Source organism: Providencia sp. LY12 (assembly GCF_057621555.1).
Genome location: NZ_CM172594.1, coordinates 291,879 through 309,515, shown reverse-complemented (window position 1 = coordinate 309,515; position 17,637 = coordinate 291,879). Strand labels below are relative to the sequence as shown.

Genomic DNA, 17,637 nt, shown 5'->3' with positions numbered 1-17,637 from the left:
TATAATGAATAAAGTAATTTCAATACTGTTCATAACATTTTTTTATTCTAGCTATTCTTTTTCAATTTGTAAGTTTAATCCTTATCCAATAGGTAATGTATATGTTCCAGATCAAACTATTTTTGTTCAATATGATAGCTCTGAGACCATATTAAAAGTGATCGATATTCCAATCACGTCAAATACATTTAGTTACTCAACTAGTGATAGTAATAGCTGTAATTTTACCTTCATGACGGGATGGTTTCGTTGGGCCAATGATTTCCCTAGTTCTAATCAAATAAAGCCAACTAATATACCCGGTATTTCCCTCACATTACAGCTTGTTTTTTCCAGCCCACAAATGGGAAGTGGGGCTTACTCTGTTTATTATTATAACCCCCAGCCCCCAAACAATTTTAGCTTTACTCGTATGGCTTGGAAGTTAACCATTAAAAGAGTGGGAACTGTTAATCAATCAGGCGTATTTCCAGCGGGTCAATTGGCTTATAATAGAGCATATAGTCAAACACTTAAAAAATCATTAGATGCAGGTAACCTGCATTTTAGAAGTAACTTCAGAATTTTAGTTGCAAACTGCGGAGTAAAAAATTCCACATTAAATATCGACTTAGGTGATTGGTATGACACTCAATTTCCTACTGTTGGCAGCACCAGTAGAGAAGTTGATATCCCGATTACCTTAAGCTGCTTAGCCGGAACCAATATTAAAGCAACCGTTACAGGAACTAGTGGTGTTGTTAATGCTGCTCAAGGGCAGTTGGCTTTATCCGGCACAGATAAAGCTACCGGTATTGCCATACAACTCATTGATGCAGATAAAAACCCTATTCCTTTGGGAAGCAAACAAACAATAAAAAATAACGTTGCAGCAGGCGAGCATATCTTTGGTTGGAAAGCGCGTTACATCAAGACCGCAGATAAAGTCACCCCTGGCTCTGCCAACGGCACAGCAACAATTAATATTCGCTATGAATAGAGGCGCCCATGAAGAAAATAATATTCACACTATTAACTATAAATATTTTTTCTCAGCCATTATTGGTTAATGCAGCGGATACTGTAACAGTAAATTTTAAGGGTAATATTAAAGCAGCTACCTGTAATTTATCTGCTGGAAATAATATTGATGTTGACCTTACGAATATAGGTTTAGATTCCTTTATTTCTGCACAAGGCGCCTCACCTTGGAAAACCTTTAATATTGAATTAAAAGATTGCTCCGCATATATCAATAATGTGAAATTAACCTTCACAGGCACAGGGGATAACGCGGATATCAATAGCCTATATAAAAATAGCGGCACCGCCGCCAATATAGCCATTCAATTGCAAAGTGGCGATGGCGCAACTCCGCTAGGCAATACTAAAGTATTAACGGTTCCCACCAATGGGCAATCTTTGGTGAGTGTACCTCTACGTACACGGGCATTTTCTTCACTCGGTAATGGTACTGCGGGCACCTTATCCGCCAATATTACTGCCACCATTACCTATCTATAGGAGCAGCTAATGAAAATATTTTTATTCAGTATATTGGGACTATTAGCGTTACCTGCAATGGCAGAAACCGTCAATATTAAGGTGCATGGCAATGTGATTGCCATGCCCTGCAAAATCGAAAACACCAGCTATAACGTAGAGTTAGGTAAAATAAATCGTTGGAATTATCGTAACCCAGCCCAAAGCCCATGGGTGGATTTTTCTATTAAATTGGTTGATTGCCCTGTGACAACCAAAAATGCCAAATTCAGTGTTAACGGAACACCCGATACCATCGACAATAACTATTTTGTGAATACAGGCAGTTCCACTGGAAGCTTGCTGCATCTCGCGCAAACAAATAATAAAACGACCATTAAAAATGGCAGTATGGTAGATGTGGCTATCAATAGCGCCACTAAAAGTGCCGAAATTCCACTATCTGCAAGAATGGTAAGTTTACAGCCTATGTTTACTGCTGGAGATTTTAAAAGCCATTTAGAGTTTTCAGTTATATATCCTTAATAAAGGAATATGATATTTATATCGTTATCCGTTAAAGACATTCTTAATGCAATGCTCTTATTATGAAAAATATTATTAATGGGATGAAAATAGCACTCTCTAATTGAAATTTTAATTATTAACCTCCATATAAAACGGATAACTTTAATTGATGTGATTTAAGTCAAGATATCAAGTTAACTATCTGATAAACATGTCTTTGAGATAATGGTATTCATTTGCCATCTGTTAGTTTATTTAACATATCGCAAATAATAAAAAGAGGTGAATTAATGGAAAATAGCTATCCAGTCTCCGCTGTTATTGGATATAAAATACGAAAGTTACGTAAAGAAAAAGGGTTATCCCTACTCACTGTAGCTCAATCGATTGGAATTAGTGAACAGCAACAGCTTCGTTATGAACGTGGGAATAATCGAATATCGATTGATCGGCTCAAACAATATGCTATTTATTTTAATACTAGTATTAATGACTTCTTTTTATTTAATGAAAGTGAAAGGAAAAAAATAAAGCAGAATCTTAAAAGATCTCCAAATATATAGTATTTTTACTTAATCAATATTGGTCATTATAATGAAAAAGAACACCTCCAAAATTGTTGGCGCTCGCATTCGCTCATTCAGAAAAGAGCGAAATATGAGCATTCAACAGTTAAGCAAATTACTGGGCATTAGCCAACAACACCATTCCCGCCATGAACTGGGCGATATGCGTATTCACGTTGATACCTTATATTCAATTGCTGAAATTTTAGACATCGATATTATAGAATTAATCTGTGACGGCACTGAACAAGAAGATGGTTTTAATTATATCTGTAAGGCTGATCGCAGTCGTCGCTATCAGGCTGAATCTTTGATTTCACCAGAACAAGATTTTTCACTGTTTAAATAATACTCAAGCCGCCTACCGGTATCTTTTTTATCATTGATACTGGCAGGTATCCTTTTAAAGTCTCTCTCTGACTAACATTAGCAAAAATAAACCCCATTAATGACAGACTAAAATTTATAATCATTTACGCTATTTCGGTATAAATACACATTCTAAGACTAATTTCGATATTCTTATTGAGAATATTAAGTTTTATTTTTCATTTTTAGATAATACATATTTGCCACTAGTAATAAAACCACGCTCTCACCTCAAACTTTACGTTTAAATAATCTCCATATGCGAGATAGTTTATAGTTTAAAATCATCAAATAAGTATTTTTAGTTTTATATTGTTATTTTACTTTAGTTTAAATAAATTAAATTCAATAAAAACGCCTTATTTAAATAATGATACCAAACACTAGCGCATAGTGTGTTTATATGAGAATTAATAATAACAACTTAAAAATATTGTTATTAAAATTCAAAATACCCCTATCTTGTTTATTTATAAAAATAGTCACAAAATACTCGTGCTTTGAGTAGATAAGCAAATTTATATATTCCCTCCAATTAAATTGAATATCGAATTAAGTTTCGGAGAGTAAAAAATGAAAAAACACGTCATTGCATCTTTAATTGCAACGAGCACCTTATTAATCTCTGCCAATGGTTTTGCCAAAGATGGTGATATTAATTTCACGGGTGAAATTACTGATAACGCATGCCAACTTGCAGCGGGTTCAGATGCTATCCAAGTAAATTTAGGGAAAGTTTCTAGAACGGCATTGCCAAGCACAGGTAGCACGGCCGCTGCCACTAAATTTACTATCCAATTGGAAAACTGCCCTGCGGCAGTGACCACCGCAACAGTAAAATTTGATGGTGTTTCCTATGAAGGCAACAACAGCGTACTTCAATTAACTAATCCAAATACCTCTGGTGTTGCAACAGGTGTTGGTATCCAAATTCAAGACGTTAAAGGCTTAACTGTCCCGCTGTATACCGCTTCTAGCCCATACACATTACAAGAAACCGTTGTGAACAACTTAGATTTTACAGCGCGTTATATTGCGATGTCTGACACAGTGACCGTCGGTTTAGCGAATTCAACAGCAACCTTCACAATTAACTATAACTAATGATTAATTAAGGTTTATACGGACATAAGCCTTAATTATTTCTACCCAGTGGTGGCAATATGAAAATAATTATCTCTGTCTGTATCATGTTATTTGCGCTCAGTCAGTCGGCCTATGCCGGTGTGATTATTGGGGGAACCCGCGTAATTTATCCAGAAGGGAATAAGGATGTCAGTATTAGCGTCGAAAATCCGGATAAAGTGCCCTATTTAATTCAATCATGGATTGAAAATGCCAATGAAGGCAAGCAAACGGACTTTACCATTACGCCACCACTTTTTCGTTTAAACCAAGAAAAAACCAACGCACTACGTATTTTCTTAACCCAAAATACACTACCCAATGATAGAGAATCATTATTTTGGCTAAATATTAAAACTATCCCTGCCACTGAAAAGAAAACCGAAAATTCATTAAAAATCGCCTTTAAAACGCAGATGAAATTAATTTATCGCCCGAGTGCTATCAGTAAAGTCGATTTTGTGGAAGAGCAGAAGAAATTAACTTGGTCGAAAGACGGCCAATCGATCACCGTGAAAAACCCAACGCCCTATTATATGAATTTCCAAAGTATCAGTTTTAATGGCAAAAAAGTGAATGATGTCTCTTACGTTGCACCATTCTCCAGTAAGTCTTTCTCACTAATTAGCCCTGAACTGCACGGCACCATTAAATGGGAAGTGATCAACGATTATGGCTCAGCCAATAATCCGGCGGAAATAAAAATATAGCCTTAATGGCAATTAGGTTTATCTATGAAAATAAATAAAATATGCCTTAGCCTATTTATCGCCTTAGGCTATATTGCGACGTCCTCAGCAGAGCCAGACACCTATTTTGATCCTGAATTTCTTGAGCTACCAAATAAAGAATCGGTGGACTTAGGGCAATTCGAACGTAATGAACAATTACCAGGTCAATATTATGTGGATATCTACATTAATAAGAGCCTGATAGGTTCAAGGAGTGTCAGTTTTTCCAATAATGCCAAGAAAGAGCTGGAGCCATGCCTGACGCTAAGCGATTTAAAAGATGTGGGCGTGAAAGTTGCAGATTATCCTAATCTACAAACTGCGGGGAATTCGTGCGTGAATCTATCCGCGATCCCCGATGCCAAAAGTGAGTTTGAATTTGGCTCACAACGCCTCTATTTAAGCATTCCTCAAATTGCGCTGAATATGAATCCGCGTGGCTATGTGGATCTGGCGGCAATTGATGATGGGATCAACGCCCTGTTACTCAATTACAGTTATAACGGTTCACGCAATACCGATCGCAAAAACGATAAAAATAGCAGCAATTCCAACTATGTGAACTTGCGTCCAGGGCTGAATATCGGCCCGTGGCGTCTGCGCAACTACACGACGTGGCAAAGTAGTGACGGGCAGCGTAATAAATGGGACACGGTATATACCTATTTAAGCCGGAATATCAATGCGATAAAAAGCCAGCTGATTCTCGGGGATAGCACATCACCATCGGATATTTTTGACAGCGTGCCGTTTCGTGGGGCGCAATTGGCAACCGATGATGATATGAACCCAGAGAGCTTACGCGGGTATGCGCCAGTAGTACGCGGTATTGCGCGCAGTAATGCGCAGATCACCATTCGCCAAAACGGTTACACCATTTACCAAACCGATGTGGCAGCAGGCCCGTTTGAAATTAACGATCTCTACCCTACAGGGGGGAGTGGTGATTTACACGTCACCATCAAAGAAGCCAATGGTAGCGAACAGTACCAAATTATTCCGTTCGCCTCATTACCCGTTTTACAACGTGAGGGTTATGTCTCTTACAGCGTAACGGGTGGGCAATATCGGAGTTATGACAGCAGCGTGGATAAAAAACCATTCGCGCAATTCACTCTGATCTACGGCTTACCGTGGGGGCTCACCGCCTTTGGGGGTAGCCAACTGAGTGATAAATACCAAGCCTATTCTGTGGGGGCGGGACAAAACTTAGGGCGCTTTGGGGCACTATCTGTGGATGTCACCCACGCCAACTCCACCTTAAATAATGGCACCACGGAAAGCGGGCAATCTTACCGTTTTCGCTATAACAAAAACCTGAATGATATTGGTACCAACATTGCCCTCGCAGGGTATCGCTACTCGACACAAGGCTTCTACAGCTTGGCGGAAGTGTTTGATGGTTATCGTAAAAGTGGATTTAGCCCGCTGTATGAACGCCGTCGTAACCGCGGGGAAATCACCCTTAGCCAAAGCTTGGGGGATAACTGGGGTTCACTGTCTGTCGGTTTTGTTAGCGAAGATTACTGGAACAGCGATCGTAAAACCCAATCCACCACGATTGGCTATAACAATAGCTGGAATAATATCAGTTACGGATTGAATTACAGCTATAACAAAAATACTAACCCGAACATGAATAGTGGTGGACGCACGAAAGATGATGATCACCAATTTGCTTTTACAGTGAGCGTGCCGTTTAGCGTGTTTGAAGACACCTTCTATTACAACTTTAACAGCACCAGCAGCAGCGCCAATGGTTCGTCGGGCAGTATGGGTATTTCGGCAACGCAGCTAAATAATCGCTTAAATTGGAGTGCTCAGCAAAACTTCCCAACCCGTGATTCTGGCGCTTCCGGTAACTTAAATGCCAGTTATCGTGGACAGTATGGGGAAGTGACTGGGGGTACGGGTTACAGCACCAATAATTACAACCTGTATTACGGCGCCAGCGGCAGCGTGGTTGCGCATTCCGGGGGGGTAGTACTGGGTCAACAACTGGGTGAAACGGCAGCATTGGTAGAAATTCCCGATGCGCCGAATGTCCCGATTTTGAACCAAACGGGTATTCAAACGAATGGACAAGGCTATGCATTAATACCCTATGTCACCGCCTATCGCAGTAATGGGGTTCAAATTGATACCAGCAAATTGCCAAGTGATACCGAAATGGAGTTAACCACCCAAAACGTGGCGCCAAGCCGTGGAGCAATTGCCAAAGCCAGCTTTAATGCCAATGTGGGCTATCGCGCCATCATGATTTTGCATTTTAAAGATGGCAAACCGGTGCCATTCGGAGCGCAGGCGATTTTCCCAGATAATAATCAACTCAATGCAATGGTAGGGAATGACGGAGAAATTTATCTTTCGGGCATGCCAGAAAGCGGTTCATTTACCATTCAATATAACGATAAACAGCAGTGCCAAGTCTCTTATAACTTGGCAGGTTTGCCGAATTATATTGGCTTATATAAAACCACTGCGGTTTGCCAATAAGAAGGGAAATAAAATGAAGAAATTAATTATTCAATTCACATGCACTATTGGATGCTTATTTTTATATTCTGGTTACGGCTATTCTGCTGCATGCGCTAAAAACCCTAATTTAAATAATCGAACTGAATACATTCCTGCTAGAACATATACTATTCAATATGACGATAGTAGTACCAAGGTTTTAGATACCATCACATTAAATTATGGAACTGCACCTTTATCCATAACAGCTAATCCAAGTGGCTGCTACAATATTGGGCTACAATTACTCAACAGCCCACCAATAACAAACTCAACTATATCTACTTCAATTTCCGGCATTACTTTCACTGCTGAAACTGCAGCATTAAAAGTAAGCCAACCAATTAGTGTTTGGCAAAATAGCAGTGTGTTAGCCTATATTAATAGCCCTTCATGGATAATTAGAGTACAAAAAACTGGCTATGTTCGAACTGGTGGGACTTTGAATGCTAGAAATATAGGAACGCTACAAGGGCTTGGCAATGAAAATGGAGTAAATACACGTTGGGCTTGGAATTTAACTACAGCAACACTTCCAGCAAACGCAATGAAAATAGTCGTATTAAGTTGCTCGTTAAAAAATAATAAAAACACTTACGATATTAATATGGGTGACTGGTATGACACTCAATTTAAAAATATTAATGATACGCAAGGTACAGTTGCTATTCCAATTGCACTAAGTTGTCTTGCTGGCACCAATATTAAAGTCACGGTAACGTCAGATACAATTGATAATGCTGCAAATGGTCGGCTAGGTTTAACCGGTGCAGATAAAGCGACAGGTATTGCCGTTCAATTATTAAATAATGCCGGAACGCCTATTGTATTAAATCAAAAATTGACTCAACAAGATAACGTATCCCAAGGTGATTATATATTCGGCTGGAAAGCCCGCTATATTAAAACGGCTGCAACCATCACACCAGGTACAGCCAATGCCAATGCTACTGTTAATATTCGCTATGAATAGAGGCTTAAAATGAAAAAATTACTGCTCACCCTACTATTCTTAAATATTTCGATAACGGCTTATGCGGCGGATACTGTCTATTTGAAATTTACCGGAAATATAAAAGCTGCAACGTGCAATTTATCTACCGGTAATAATGTGGATGTGGATCTGACCACCATTCCTTTAGATACTTTTTATAGTGGAACGAAAGCCTCAGATTGGAAACCTTTTACTATTGAATTAAAAGATTGCTCCTCATTTATTAATAGCGTGAAATTAACGTTCACAGGAACCGCAGATAGTGCCGATATCGCCAGCCTGTATAAAAATAGCGGCACCGCTACCAATATTGCCATTCAATTGCAAAGTGGCGATGGAGCTACACCGCTAGGCAATACCAAGATATTAACGGTTCCCACCAACGGGCAGCCTTTGGTCAGTATTCCCCTACGCACACGGGCATTTTCCTCACTCGGCAATGGTACCGCAGGCAGTTTATCCGCCAATATTACCGCCACTATTACCTATTTATAAGAGGCTGATCATGAAAAGAATATTATTCAGTTTACTTGGATTGTATGCCCTGCCGGTGATGGCAGAAAACGTCAATATCTATGTGCATGGTAATGTCGTGGTTATGCCCTGCAAAGTTGAAAATACCAGTTATAACGTGGAATTAGGTAAGATAAACCGTTGGAATTATCGCAACCCTGCGCAAAGCCCGTGGGTGGATTTTTCTATCAAATTGGTTGATTGCCCTGTTTCAACAAAAAATGCCAAATTCAGTGTTAATGGCACTGCCGATGCCACTGATAATAACTATTTTGTGAATACAGGTAGCTCTACAAACAGCTTGCTGCATCTCGCGCAAAGGAGTAATAAAGCCACGATTAAAAATGGTAGCACGGTAGATATTACAATCAATAGCACCACCAAAAGTGCCGAAATCCCATTATCTGCAAGGATGGTTAGTTTTGAATCTATGTTTACTCCGGGGGATTTTAAAAGCCATTTAGAATTTTCATTAGCATACCCATAATACAAATGCCAATTTAGGTAATTTGAAAAGGAGTCAATGATGCCTGAATATTATCCTGTGTCCCGAATTATTGGCAAGAAAATTACCTATTATCGAAAAATGAATGGATTATCCCTTTACGATATTGCCAAAATGATTAATGTTAGCGAGCAGCAACAATCTCGTTATGAACGAGGAATTAATCGTATTAATTTGGATAGGCTTAGCCAGTATGCAGAAATATTCAATATTGATTTATTAGATTTTTTTAACCTGAGTGAACATGAAAATAAAAATATAAAAATACATTTTAATAGATAATCAAATATCGATAATTATCAAATAAAAGACAACAAGAGAAATTTTCATTTATTGACCTAGATCTATAGTTTAACCTGAGAATTAATGCTAGGTTAATAATCATATTGAGCTTATTAGGCTTAATAAATCATCTAATTAAGATTGATTTATTTCCATGTATTCACTTATTCACAGAGAGGCTCAATATGTCTAAAGATTATCTCATATCTAAAATGGTCGGTAGTAAAATTATTTATTATCGCAAAATGAATGGAATCACATTACGGGAGCTTGCGGATACCATTGGTGTTAGCGAGCAGCAACAGTCACGTTATGAAAGAGGAGTTAATAGAATTAATTTAGATAGATTATGGCAATATGCGGATTATTTTGAAATTGGTATAAAAGACCTTTTAGATATCAATGAAAAATAAGTATTTCGATATATTCTATTTATAGAAAAATCTAATTAACTCTCATAATAAATATACCTAGGAGTTAACGATATGGAGAAAATCGTATCAAAATCTGTCGGTCTAAAAATAAGAGCGCTAAGAGATAGCCACGGAATCAGTGGAAAACAACTGAGCGAACAATTGGGGATCAGTCAGCAACATTTATCTCGCTACGAAAATGGCGATGTGAATATTCATGTGGACACGCTCTACCATTTCTCTCTTATTTTCTCGGTCGACCCTGCCTATTTCTTTGCAGAATTTAATGAAATAACTGGCAGCCGCGAGGAGCAAGACCATAAAAAAAGTTACTACGCTGCCGAGTCGGTCATTTTCTGAACGAACGTTTCTGAATTCATACTCGCCACACCCTAGCTAATTTCACAATCGGTGCTTTAAAATTTAAGCACCGATTTATCACCCTATAAATGATCCTTCTTTTTGGATTCTTCAAGTAACCATTGCTGGAAAATCGTCATAGCTGGTGTCATCGGTTTGGATTTTAATCGACTCAGCCAGTAACCCCCGAGAGTCACGGAAATATCAAATGGCTGAACCAAATCCCCTGCTCTGAGCTCCCGCTCAAACATACAGCTTGGTGCGATGGCAACACCGTCCATCAGTAAAGCCGCTTCCACCATTAAACGGGAAGAATCAAAAACAGGCCCTTTCACGCGCCACGGTTCCACATTAGCCGCTAGAAACCATTTTTCCCATTCATCTTTTCGATAAGAACGCATCAATGGAAAATTTTGTAAATCAATGGGATGCTTAAGTTTATGAGCGACCTTTTCGGCACAAAGCACCGTATGCGGCGCAGAAAACAGCGGCGTATTTTCCACTAATGGCCAAAGCCCTTCCCCAAAACGAATCGCAAAATCAGCCCCTTCTCCAGCTAAATTCACCACGTTATTGTGGGTCATAATGCGCAAATCAATATAAGGGTAGAGATCGGAAAAACGCGATAAACGCGGTAGTAACCAGCCCGCTGCAAAGGTTCCCACCACAGAAACATTCAAGACTTCATGATAATGACCATCTTCGAATTGCTGCAATAATGATTCGATTTGGTCGAAAGATCGGCTAACGACAGGCAATAATGCCAACCCCTCATCGGTCAGTGCTAGCCCTCTAGGCAAACGAATAAATAGCTCTAAGCCTAGTTGCTCTTCCAGCGCACGAACTTGCTGACTTACCGCTGCCTGAGTGACATTCAACTCCATACCCGCTCGCGTAAAGCTGAGGTGACGCGCGGATGCCTCAAAGGCTCTGAGTGCATTAAGGGGTAAACGGTAACGAGCATTTTCAGCCATAAGATTTTCTTTTACCTCATCGAATTTTATATCGTTTTAACTAATGCCAAAAAAGCCGCATACTCCGACACCAGAATCACTCTTCCTTTGGTACGTGGCTGCTTTCTGTTTGTCACTCATCATAACTAAAACTTGTATTTAAATGGATATCTGTATGAAAAATCTTTTTCGTCGCGGACGGCTGCTTGTCGCCCTGAGCTTGGCATTTACCTCACTATCTAGCGCGGCATTAACGCAATCAGATGTGGACAGCATTATTAAACCGTTGATGAAACAACAGCAGATTCCGGGGATGTCCGTTGCCATTTCAGTAGATGGTGAACATTTTATTTATCATTATGGCGTGCAGTCTAAACAAACTCAGGTGCCGGTGAGCAACAATACGTTGTATGAAATCGGTTCTTTATCAAAGACGTTTACTGCTACGCTTGCTGCCTATGCTCAAGGGCAAGGTAAGTTAGATTTTGCACAAACTGTCAGCCTCTATTTGCCTGAATTAAAAAACAGCGCATTTGATAAAGTGACTGTGATGAACCTAGCTACTCACACTTCTGGCTTATCGCTATTTGTACCGGACTCAGTGACTAACCGTGCGGAGCTAATCCATTATTATCAGCAGTGGTCTCCTGAAAAACCTATCGGTGAGTACCGTTCTTACTCCAATCTTGGTGTGGGTTTATTAGGCATGGTTACCGCTAAGCAGCTTAATCAGTCATTCCCAGATGCGATGGAAAAGATGATGTTACCGGCTTTGGGCATGAAGCATACCTATTTACAGGTACCGCAAAATCAGCAAAAAAATTATGCTCAAGGGTATAACAAGCAGCATCAGCCGGTGCGTGTGACGCCGCAAATTTTAGATAATGAAGCATATGGTTTGAAGTCTAACGCGAAGGATTTGATCCGCTTTTTAGATATTAATATGCAAGTGGCCAACGTAGCGAAACCGTGGCAAGAGGCGGTGGAAGATACACACACTGGCGTGTATATGACGGATTCTTTTGTGCAAGATTTGATGTGGGAAAGTTACCCGTGGCCGGTTTCATTGGCTCAATTACAACAAGGTAACCGTGATGATATGGCACTGAAACCGCAAAAAGTAGATGCCATTCAGCCACCGATGCCACCAGAATCTCGCTCACTGTATAACAAAACTGGCTCTACCGGCGGATTCGCCACCTACGCGGTATTTATTCCCGAGGAAAAAATCGCCGTGGTGCTGCTTACCAACCAATGGTACCCAATTCCTGAGCGCATCAACACCGCTTACCAGCTCATCGAAAAAGTGAAGCACTAGCCCAGTGAAATATGAAGAATTTTGAATCTGGAATGTTTTAGATAACTATCCTAGCAAACATCCAATGTTCTAAATAGTTCGTGTTGTAGCTAGGCGACAAGAGAAGCTAAGCCCTAGGAGCATACAAAAGTATGTGACTAGGGCTAGCGAATGTAGCCAACAACGCTACAGCACGAAATATGACGAACATTTAAATGACACGGGAGAATTGGCGAACACGCATTTGGCTTCGTAAGTAAACATCAAAACACATACACACATTACGAATCAGCAAACGCCCACGTGGCGTGACTTTAATCCCCGTTTCACTGACTTCCACCAGCCCATCTTCTGCCATCGGTTTCAGCAGTTCTAGGTCTTCTTTGAAGTAGGTTTTGAAGTCAATTGGGTAGAGCGCTTCTATTTGCGCAAAACTCAATTGGAAGTTGCAAATCAATGTTTTAATCACGTCACGGCGCAGGCAGTCGTCGTCAGTTAGCACTAATCCACGCCATAGGGCATGCCCCTTTTCTTCCACTTGCGCGTAGTAAGTTTTTAAATCTTTCTGATTTTGGGCGTAGTTATCGCCTAGCATGCTGATCGCTGATACCCCTAATCCTAATAAATCGCAATCCCCTTGGGTGGTATACCCTTGGAAATTACGATGTAAAATCCCTTCTCGCTGTGCGACCGCCAGTTCATCTTCTGGGCGAGCAAAGTGATCCATTCCGATAAATTGATAACCGCCAGATGTCAGCGTTGCGATGGTATCTTGCAGAATATCCAGTTTTTGCTCCGCCGTTGGCAGGTCTTCATCTTTGATTTTACGCTGCGCTGCAAATAAATTCGGCAAATGTGCATAGTTGAAAACGCTTAAACGATCGGGAGCTAGCTCCGCCACTTTTTTCAATGTAAACGCAAAGCTTTCAGGGGTTTGTTTTGGTAAACCGTAAATTAGGTCGATACTGGTTGAAGTGAATCCCGTCTCTTTGGCGCGTTTAATCAGCGCAAAAATAAACTCTTCATCTTGCTCGCGGTTAACTAGAACTTGCACTTCTTTATTAAAATCTTGAACACCCATGCTTAGGCGGTTAAAGCCTTCGCTGCGCAGATGGTCAATCATGTCGAGTTCGATTTCGCGGGGATCCACTTCGATGGACATCTCGGCATCTAGCGCAAAATGAAAATGTTTTTTCAGCAAGCTAACTAAATGGCTCACTTGTGCCTTATCTAAATACGTTGGTGTACCACCGCCCCAGTGCATTTGAGTCACTGTGCGATTTTTAAGTAACGCAGCACGCTGGATAATTTCTTTTTCAATGACTTGTAAATACTCATCCGCTTTATGTTTTTGGCGAGTAACTAGCTTATTACAGCCGCAGAAATAGCACAGTTTGTGGCAAAACGGGATATGCACATACAGAGACAAAGGACGGTCAGGATAACGCTGGGTTGCCTCAACAAAAGCCTGTTCGTTGTAGTCTTGATTGAACTCTAAGGCTGTTGGATAAGAGGTATAACGCGGACCTGAATAGTTATATTTCTGGATGAGAGAGAGATCCCAAACGATATTTTGCTCTGACATTGATATTCCTTAATTGACCACAAGCTCGAAAGCATCACTGTTAATTATATCTCTTTAGATTATTTTTTAGCTATTTATGTAAAGAGTCTATACCGCAAAGATTATAGCGATGTTAGAAAATACAGATCCGATGCAACATCAAAGAAAAGGAAGATAGGCGAGAAATTAAGCAGAATTCCTCCCGTATAGCACGGGAGGAATGAATAGAGAGGAAATTATTTACTTTTTAAGATGCGCATAATGTCATCAAATTTCTCTTCTTCCTCTTCATCACCGTCTTCGTCCGCATATTCGATACCGAGGATATTCATCAGTTCATCGATGCGGTCTAAGCAGGTATCAACATATTGCTGCTCTTGAGCAGTAATGGTTTCACCATCTTCCAGTCGTGCCAGAATCTCATCTAAGCGATCGTTGCTTTCCAGCATTTCCAGTTCTTTTTCTGGGGTCAGTTTTTCTTTAGCAACAGGCTTTTCTTTCACGACAGGACGCGCAACTGGCTGGTTACTTTCAACCACCAGTGGAATTGGTTTTTTACTGCCAATACGTGGGTCAGCCTGAACATTTTGCCCATTTTTTTGACCATTCGAAGCACCGTCTTGGTTACGGCTACCAGACTTATGCCCGCGATGTTTTTTCTCGCGTTTACGCTCACGGCCTTCTGCGTTGAGCTCTTCTTTCGTCTTACGGTATTTTTTCTTCAGTTTTGCGGTCGGTTTTTTCGGTGAATTCATGGTTTGCTACCTTGATAAAATCAGTTTCTGCGGCGGAATCTAGCAGGATCCCTTAAGCAGCGAAAGCACTACTTTGCAATTTAGGTGAATTTTATCTCACTTTGCATTCGCAACAGTACTTTAATGATTATACCTTAAATAATTTGAGTTGCATGCAAGCAACAAAAAGGGAGAGCCTAACTAGCTGTATCGCCAGAGGATAGAAAATAGAAAATAGAAAATAGAAAATAGAAAATAGAAAGATATCCTGAGTAATATTCTAAATAATTCAAGTTGTGGCTAGGCGTCAATCGAGGTTATCTCAGGGAGCATACATAAGTATGTGACCCGAGTAGCCGAGAGAAGACAACAACGCCACAGCTTGAAGTATGACGAAGATTAGGCGTCGACGAGGATCATTTTGAGTAAAAACATCGCCGCTACTAAAATTACACACAGACCCAGATCACGCCAGCGCCCTGTACCAATCTTCATCGCACAGTACGCAATAAACCCTAACGCAATACCTTCTGTAATCGAGAAGCTAAATGGCATCATGACCGCAGTAATAAACGCAGGAACGGATTCTGTTAAGTCATCCCATTTCACGCGCGTTAAGCTTGAAGTCATCAGAACGCCAACATAAATCAACGCGCCTGCGGTTGCATAAGCAGGAACCATACCTGCCAACGGAGAGATAAACATCGTCAATAGGAATAACACACCGACGACAATCGCGGTTAAGCCTGTACGACCACCCACCGACACCCCTGAAGAGCTTTCGATGTACGCCGTTACGGATGAAGTCCCCATAGCAGAACCTGCCACAGAACTTAAGCTATCCACATACAGTGCTTGTTTCATGCGAGGGAAAGTCCCGTGCTCGTTGGTAATACCCGCTTTGTCTGTTACCCCAATCATAGTGCCGGAGGAGTCAAACAGGTTTACCAACATAAAGGCAAAGATAACCCCAGAAAGTGCCAGATCCAGTGAGCCAGCAAAGTCCACTTGGCCAACAACACTGGTAATGCTTGGTGGCATTGAGAAAATGCCCGTATATTTCACATCACCCAGCGCTAAGCCAATCAGCGTCGTCACGGCGATAGACACCAATACTGCCGCATGGATATTACGCGCCGCTAAAATGGCGATAATGAAAAAGCCTAATGCCCCTAGCCACACATTATGGTGAGTTAGGTTACCAATCGACACTAAAGTATCTGGATTTGCGACGATAATACCGGAGTTTTTCAGTCCCATCATGGCGATAAATAGACCGATACCGCTGGTGATCCCCACTCGTAAACTCAGAGGAATATTGGCGATGATCCAGTAACGAATACGGAATAACGTCAGAATAAATAAGCCCACTGCGCCCCAGAATACCGCGCCCATAGCGACTTGCCATGAATAGCCCATCGCCCCAACGACCACAAAAGCAAAGAAAGCGTTTAGCCCCATCGCAGGTGCAACGGCGATAGGTAAGTTTGCCAGTAAGCCCATTAAAATACTGCCGATGGCTGCGATTAAACAGGTGGTTACGAATACCGCTTTGATATCCATGCCAGCAACGGACAAAATTTGTGGGTTAACGAAAACGATATATACCATCGTCAGGAAGGTGGTGAACCCTGCAACAAGCTCTGTTCTTGCGGTGGTACCGTGTTCTTGTAATTTAAACACACGCTGAAACAGACCCTGCGATTGCGAGGAGCCAGATGATTGATTAGTCATTAAAATGCGCCTTGTCGAAATGTCATGCCCTAGATTGCTAATGGATGCGTGGTGGGCACGAAAAAAAGTTTTTTTCGGCTCATGGTACAACTAAACGATGCAAAAGAAAACGATTGCGTCATTTTAAATAAGTCGTATTTCCTAACTGACTGATACTGTAAATGAATATCGAGAGAAATATGGCGGTTGTCACACCGCCATTGAGGAATTTCGCCGCTTTTGGGCTATTTGGCGTAAATCAAGAAAGCGCAATCAGCTTTTGACGTCGCCAAAACAGCCAACCGCGTTTTGCTGAACGACTACGTGCTGCGCTTTTATCACTGAGTTTTTTCGCCACTTGATTGGCAATAATTTCGACTGACAGGCACATCACAAAGTAGATAAATGCCACAAACAGGAACACTTCCAGCGGATAGATCATTTCACGGTTATTCACCTGTGTTGCTAGGAATGACAGCTCTGCTACCCCCACAATATACGCCAGAGAGGTATCTTTAATTAACGCAACCCATTGGTTAATAAAGGAAGGTACCATCATTCGTAATGCTTGAGGTAACACCACATTCCACAGCACTTGCCAGCGGTTAAACCCGAGAGAAAGCCCGGCGTTCCATTGCCCTTGACCGATAGCTAAAATTCCCGCTTTCACGCCGTGGGCTAAATAGGCTGAAGTGATCAGTGCTAATGCACACACCACCGCCGTCACGCCTGGAATTTCCGTTCCGAAGACAATAGGCAATAGAAAGTAAGTCCAAAAAATCAACATAATGACGGGAATGGCGCGGAAAAAACCTAAAACGGCGGCAAATAAATTCATCCAGAAGCCACGTAGCATCGCCAGTGCAATACCACCCAATGTGCCCAGAGCAATAGACGCGGCGCCAGCCAGTATGCTCATAATTAGCGTTAGGGCTGCACCCTCCAAGGGACCATCAGGATAAGCCCCAAATAGCAGATATTGCCAGTTATCCGTAATGACTGAAAAATCCAT

At 41.0% G+C, this 17,637-nt stretch carries 20 protein-coding genes; 15 read left to right on the top strand and 5 right to left on the bottom strand.

Annotation, left to right across the window (positions count from 1 at the left end; all coding sequences use genetic code 11):
- Positions 1-4 precede the first annotated feature (4 nt).
- From ACY3ZI_RS01375 to ACY3ZI_RS01310, 14 genes are all read left to right on the top strand, one after another.
- Positions 5-979, top strand: coding sequence for a fimbrial protein (locus ACY3ZI_RS01375; protein ID WP_487375860.1), 975 nt, complete (start codon positions 5-7; stop codon positions 977-979).
- 8 nt (positions 980-987) lie between these two features.
- The gene (locus tag ACY3ZI_RS01370) at positions 988-1,503 is read left to right on the top strand and encodes a fimbrial protein (RefSeq protein WP_487375859.1); all 516 of its coding nucleotides are present in this window, start codon (positions 988-990) and stop codon (positions 1,501-1,503) included.
- 9 nt (positions 1,504-1,512) lie between these two features.
- On the top strand, positions 1,513-2,007 hold the full coding sequence (locus ACY3ZI_RS01365) for a fimbrial protein (RefSeq protein WP_487375858.1): 495 nt from the start codon (positions 1,513-1,515) through the stop codon (positions 2,005-2,007).
- A gap of 272 nt (positions 2,008-2,279) precedes the next feature.
- Positions 2,280-2,552: a helix-turn-helix domain-containing protein gene (locus tag ACY3ZI_RS01360; RefSeq protein ID WP_487375857.1), complete on the top strand. Its 273-nt coding sequence runs from the start codon at positions 2,280-2,282 to the stop codon at positions 2,550-2,552.
- Positions 2,553-2,583: 31 nt separating this feature from the next.
- Positions 2,584-2,904, top strand: coding sequence for a helix-turn-helix domain-containing protein (locus ACY3ZI_RS01355; RefSeq protein ID WP_211887154.1), 321 nt, complete (start codon positions 2,584-2,586; stop codon positions 2,902-2,904).
- A 593-nt stretch (positions 2,905-3,497) separates the two neighbouring features.
- Positions 3,498-4,028: a fimbrial protein gene (locus ACY3ZI_RS01350; protein WP_108478714.1), complete on the top strand. Its 531-nt coding sequence runs from the start codon at positions 3,498-3,500 to the stop codon at positions 4,026-4,028.
- 59 nt (positions 4,029-4,087) lie between these two features.
- Positions 4,088-4,759 (top strand): fimbrial biogenesis chaperone, encoded by a 672-nt coding sequence (locus ACY3ZI_RS01345; protein ID WP_211887152.1) that lies wholly within the window; start codon positions 4,088-4,090, stop codon positions 4,757-4,759.
- Positions 4,760-4,783: 24 nt separating this feature from the next.
- Positions 4,784-7,276, top strand: coding sequence for a fimbria/pilus outer membrane usher protein (locus tag ACY3ZI_RS01340; RefSeq protein WP_487375856.1), 2,493 nt, complete (start codon positions 4,784-4,786; stop codon positions 7,274-7,276).
- A gap of 13 nt (positions 7,277-7,289) precedes the next feature.
- Entirely contained in the window at positions 7,290-8,270 is a 981-nt protein-coding gene (locus ACY3ZI_RS01335) for a fimbrial protein (RefSeq protein WP_487375855.1), read from the top strand.
- 9 nt (positions 8,271-8,279) lie between these two features.
- Entirely contained in the window at positions 8,280-8,786 is a 507-nt protein-coding gene (locus tag ACY3ZI_RS01330) for a fimbrial protein (RefSeq protein WP_211887146.1), read from the top strand.
- Positions 8,787-8,796: 10 nt separating this feature from the next.
- Positions 8,797-9,291, top strand: a complete 495-nt coding sequence (locus ACY3ZI_RS01325) for a fimbrial protein (RefSeq protein WP_211887144.1) — start codon at positions 8,797-8,799, stop codon at positions 9,289-9,291.
- A gap of 39 nt (positions 9,292-9,330) precedes the next feature.
- Complete coding sequence (locus tag ACY3ZI_RS01320) at positions 9,331-9,591, top strand: helix-turn-helix domain-containing protein (RefSeq protein ID WP_211887142.1); 261 nt, start codon at positions 9,331-9,333, stop codon at positions 9,589-9,591.
- A gap of 185 nt (positions 9,592-9,776) precedes the next feature.
- On the top strand, positions 9,777-10,004 hold the full coding sequence (locus tag ACY3ZI_RS01315; RefSeq protein ID WP_036948503.1) for a helix-turn-helix domain-containing protein: 228 nt from the start codon (positions 9,777-9,779) through the stop codon (positions 10,002-10,004).
- Positions 10,005-10,076: 72 nt separating this feature from the next.
- A complete protein-coding gene (locus tag ACY3ZI_RS01310) occupies positions 10,077-10,364 on the top strand; it encodes a helix-turn-helix domain-containing protein (RefSeq protein WP_211887141.1) in 288 nt (95 codons plus the stop codon).
- 83 nt (positions 10,365-10,447) lie between these two features.
- On the opposite strand, the gene ACY3ZI_RS01305 is transcribed toward ACY3ZI_RS01310, so the two are convergent.
- The gene (locus ACY3ZI_RS01305) at positions 10,448-11,338 is read right to left on the bottom strand and encodes a LysR family transcriptional regulator (RefSeq protein ID WP_211887139.1); all 891 of its coding nucleotides are present in this window, start codon (positions 11,336-11,338) and stop codon (positions 10,448-10,450) included.
- Between the two features lie 154 nt (positions 11,339-11,492).
- Here ACY3ZI_RS01305 and ampC point away from each other — a divergent pair, with 154 nt between their 5' ends.
- Complete coding sequence (ampC, locus tag ACY3ZI_RS01300) at positions 11,493-12,635, top strand: class C beta-lactamase (RefSeq protein WP_487375854.1); 1,143 nt, start codon at positions 11,493-11,495, stop codon at positions 12,633-12,635.
- 190 nt (positions 12,636-12,825) lie between these two features.
- On the opposite strand, the gene hemN is transcribed toward ampC, so the two are convergent.
- The 4 genes from hemN to ACY3ZI_RS01280 all read right to left on the bottom strand — a co-directional run bounded on the left by hemN (position 12,826) and on the right by ACY3ZI_RS01280 (position 17,637).
- Positions 12,826-14,199: an oxygen-independent coproporphyrinogen III oxidase gene (gene hemN, locus ACY3ZI_RS01295; protein WP_487375853.1), complete on the bottom strand. Its 1,374-nt coding sequence runs from the start codon at positions 14,197-14,199 to the stop codon at positions 12,826-12,828.
- A gap of 215 nt (positions 14,200-14,414) precedes the next feature.
- The gene (gene yihI, locus ACY3ZI_RS01290) at positions 14,415-14,933 is read right to left on the bottom strand and encodes a Der GTPase-activating protein YihI (RefSeq protein ID WP_036948490.1); all 519 of its coding nucleotides are present in this window, start codon (positions 14,931-14,933) and stop codon (positions 14,415-14,417) included.
- A 378-nt stretch (positions 14,934-15,311) separates the two neighbouring features.
- Positions 15,312-16,646, bottom strand: a complete 1,335-nt coding sequence (locus ACY3ZI_RS01285) for an NCS2 family permease (protein WP_487375852.1) — start codon at positions 16,644-16,646, stop codon at positions 15,312-15,314.
- Between the two features lie 238 nt (positions 16,647-16,884).
- Positions 16,885-17,637, bottom strand: a complete 753-nt coding sequence (locus ACY3ZI_RS01280) for an amino acid ABC transporter permease (protein ID WP_487375851.1) — start codon at positions 17,635-17,637, stop codon at positions 16,885-16,887.

Bases quoted from the DNA above. Each gene is read 5' to 3' on its own strand.
- ACY3ZI_RS01365 (WP_487375858.1), top strand. From the start codon at position 1,513: ATGAAAATATTTTTATTCAGTATATTGGGACTATTAGCGTTACCTGCA.
- ampC (WP_487375854.1), top strand. From the start codon at position 11,493: ATGAAAAATCTTTTTCGTCGCGGACGGCTGCTTGTCGCCCTGAGCTTG.
- ACY3ZI_RS01360 (WP_487375857.1), top strand. From the start codon at position 2,280: ATGGAAAATAGCTATCCAGTCTCCGCTGTTATTGGATATAAAATACGA.
- hemN (WP_487375853.1), bottom strand. From the start codon at position 14,199: ATGTCAGAGCAAAATATCGTTTGGGATCTCTCTCTCATCCAGAAATAT.
- ACY3ZI_RS01305 (WP_211887139.1), bottom strand. From the start codon at position 11,338: ATGGCTGAAAATGCTCGTTACCGTTTACCCCTTAATGCACTCAGAGCC.
- ACY3ZI_RS01355 (WP_211887154.1), top strand. From the start codon at position 2,584: ATGAAAAAGAACACCTCCAAAATTGTTGGCGCTCGCATTCGCTCATTC.
- ACY3ZI_RS01330 (WP_211887146.1), top strand. From the start codon at position 8,280: ATGAAAAAATTACTGCTCACCCTACTATTCTTAAATATTTCGATAACG.
- ACY3ZI_RS01315 (WP_036948503.1), top strand. From the start codon at position 9,777: ATGTCTAAAGATTATCTCATATCTAAAATGGTCGGTAGTAAAATTATT.
- ACY3ZI_RS01325 (WP_211887144.1), top strand. From the start codon at position 8,797: ATGAAAAGAATATTATTCAGTTTACTTGGATTGTATGCCCTGCCGGTG.
- ACY3ZI_RS01375 (WP_487375860.1), top strand. From the start codon at position 5: ATGAATAAAGTAATTTCAATACTGTTCATAACATTTTTTTATTCTAGC.
- ACY3ZI_RS01280 (WP_487375851.1), bottom strand. From the start codon at position 17,637: ATGGATTTTTCAGTCATTACGGATAACTGGCAATATCTGCTATTTGGG.
- ACY3ZI_RS01340 (WP_487375856.1), top strand. From the start codon at position 4,784: ATGAAAATAAATAAAATATGCCTTAGCCTATTTATCGCCTTAGGCTAT.
- ACY3ZI_RS01345 (WP_211887152.1), top strand. From the start codon at position 4,088: ATGAAAATAATTATCTCTGTCTGTATCATGTTATTTGCGCTCAGTCAG.
- ACY3ZI_RS01370 (WP_487375859.1), top strand. From the start codon at position 988: ATGAAGAAAATAATATTCACACTATTAACTATAAATATTTTTTCTCAG.
- ACY3ZI_RS01350 (WP_108478714.1), top strand. From the start codon at position 3,498: ATGAAAAAACACGTCATTGCATCTTTAATTGCAACGAGCACCTTATTA.
- ACY3ZI_RS01335 (WP_487375855.1), top strand. From the start codon at position 7,290: ATGAAGAAATTAATTATTCAATTCACATGCACTATTGGATGCTTATTT.
- ACY3ZI_RS01285 (WP_487375852.1), bottom strand. From the start codon at position 16,646: ATGACTAATCAATCATCTGGCTCCTCGCAATCGCAGGGTCTGTTTCAG.
- ACY3ZI_RS01310 (WP_211887141.1), top strand. From the start codon at position 10,077: ATGGAGAAAATCGTATCAAAATCTGTCGGTCTAAAAATAAGAGCGCTA.
- ACY3ZI_RS01320 (WP_211887142.1), top strand. From the start codon at position 9,331: ATGCCTGAATATTATCCTGTGTCCCGAATTATTGGCAAGAAAATTACC.
- yihI (WP_036948490.1), bottom strand. From the start codon at position 14,933: ATGAATTCACCGAAAAAACCGACCGCAAAACTGAAGAAAAAATACCGT.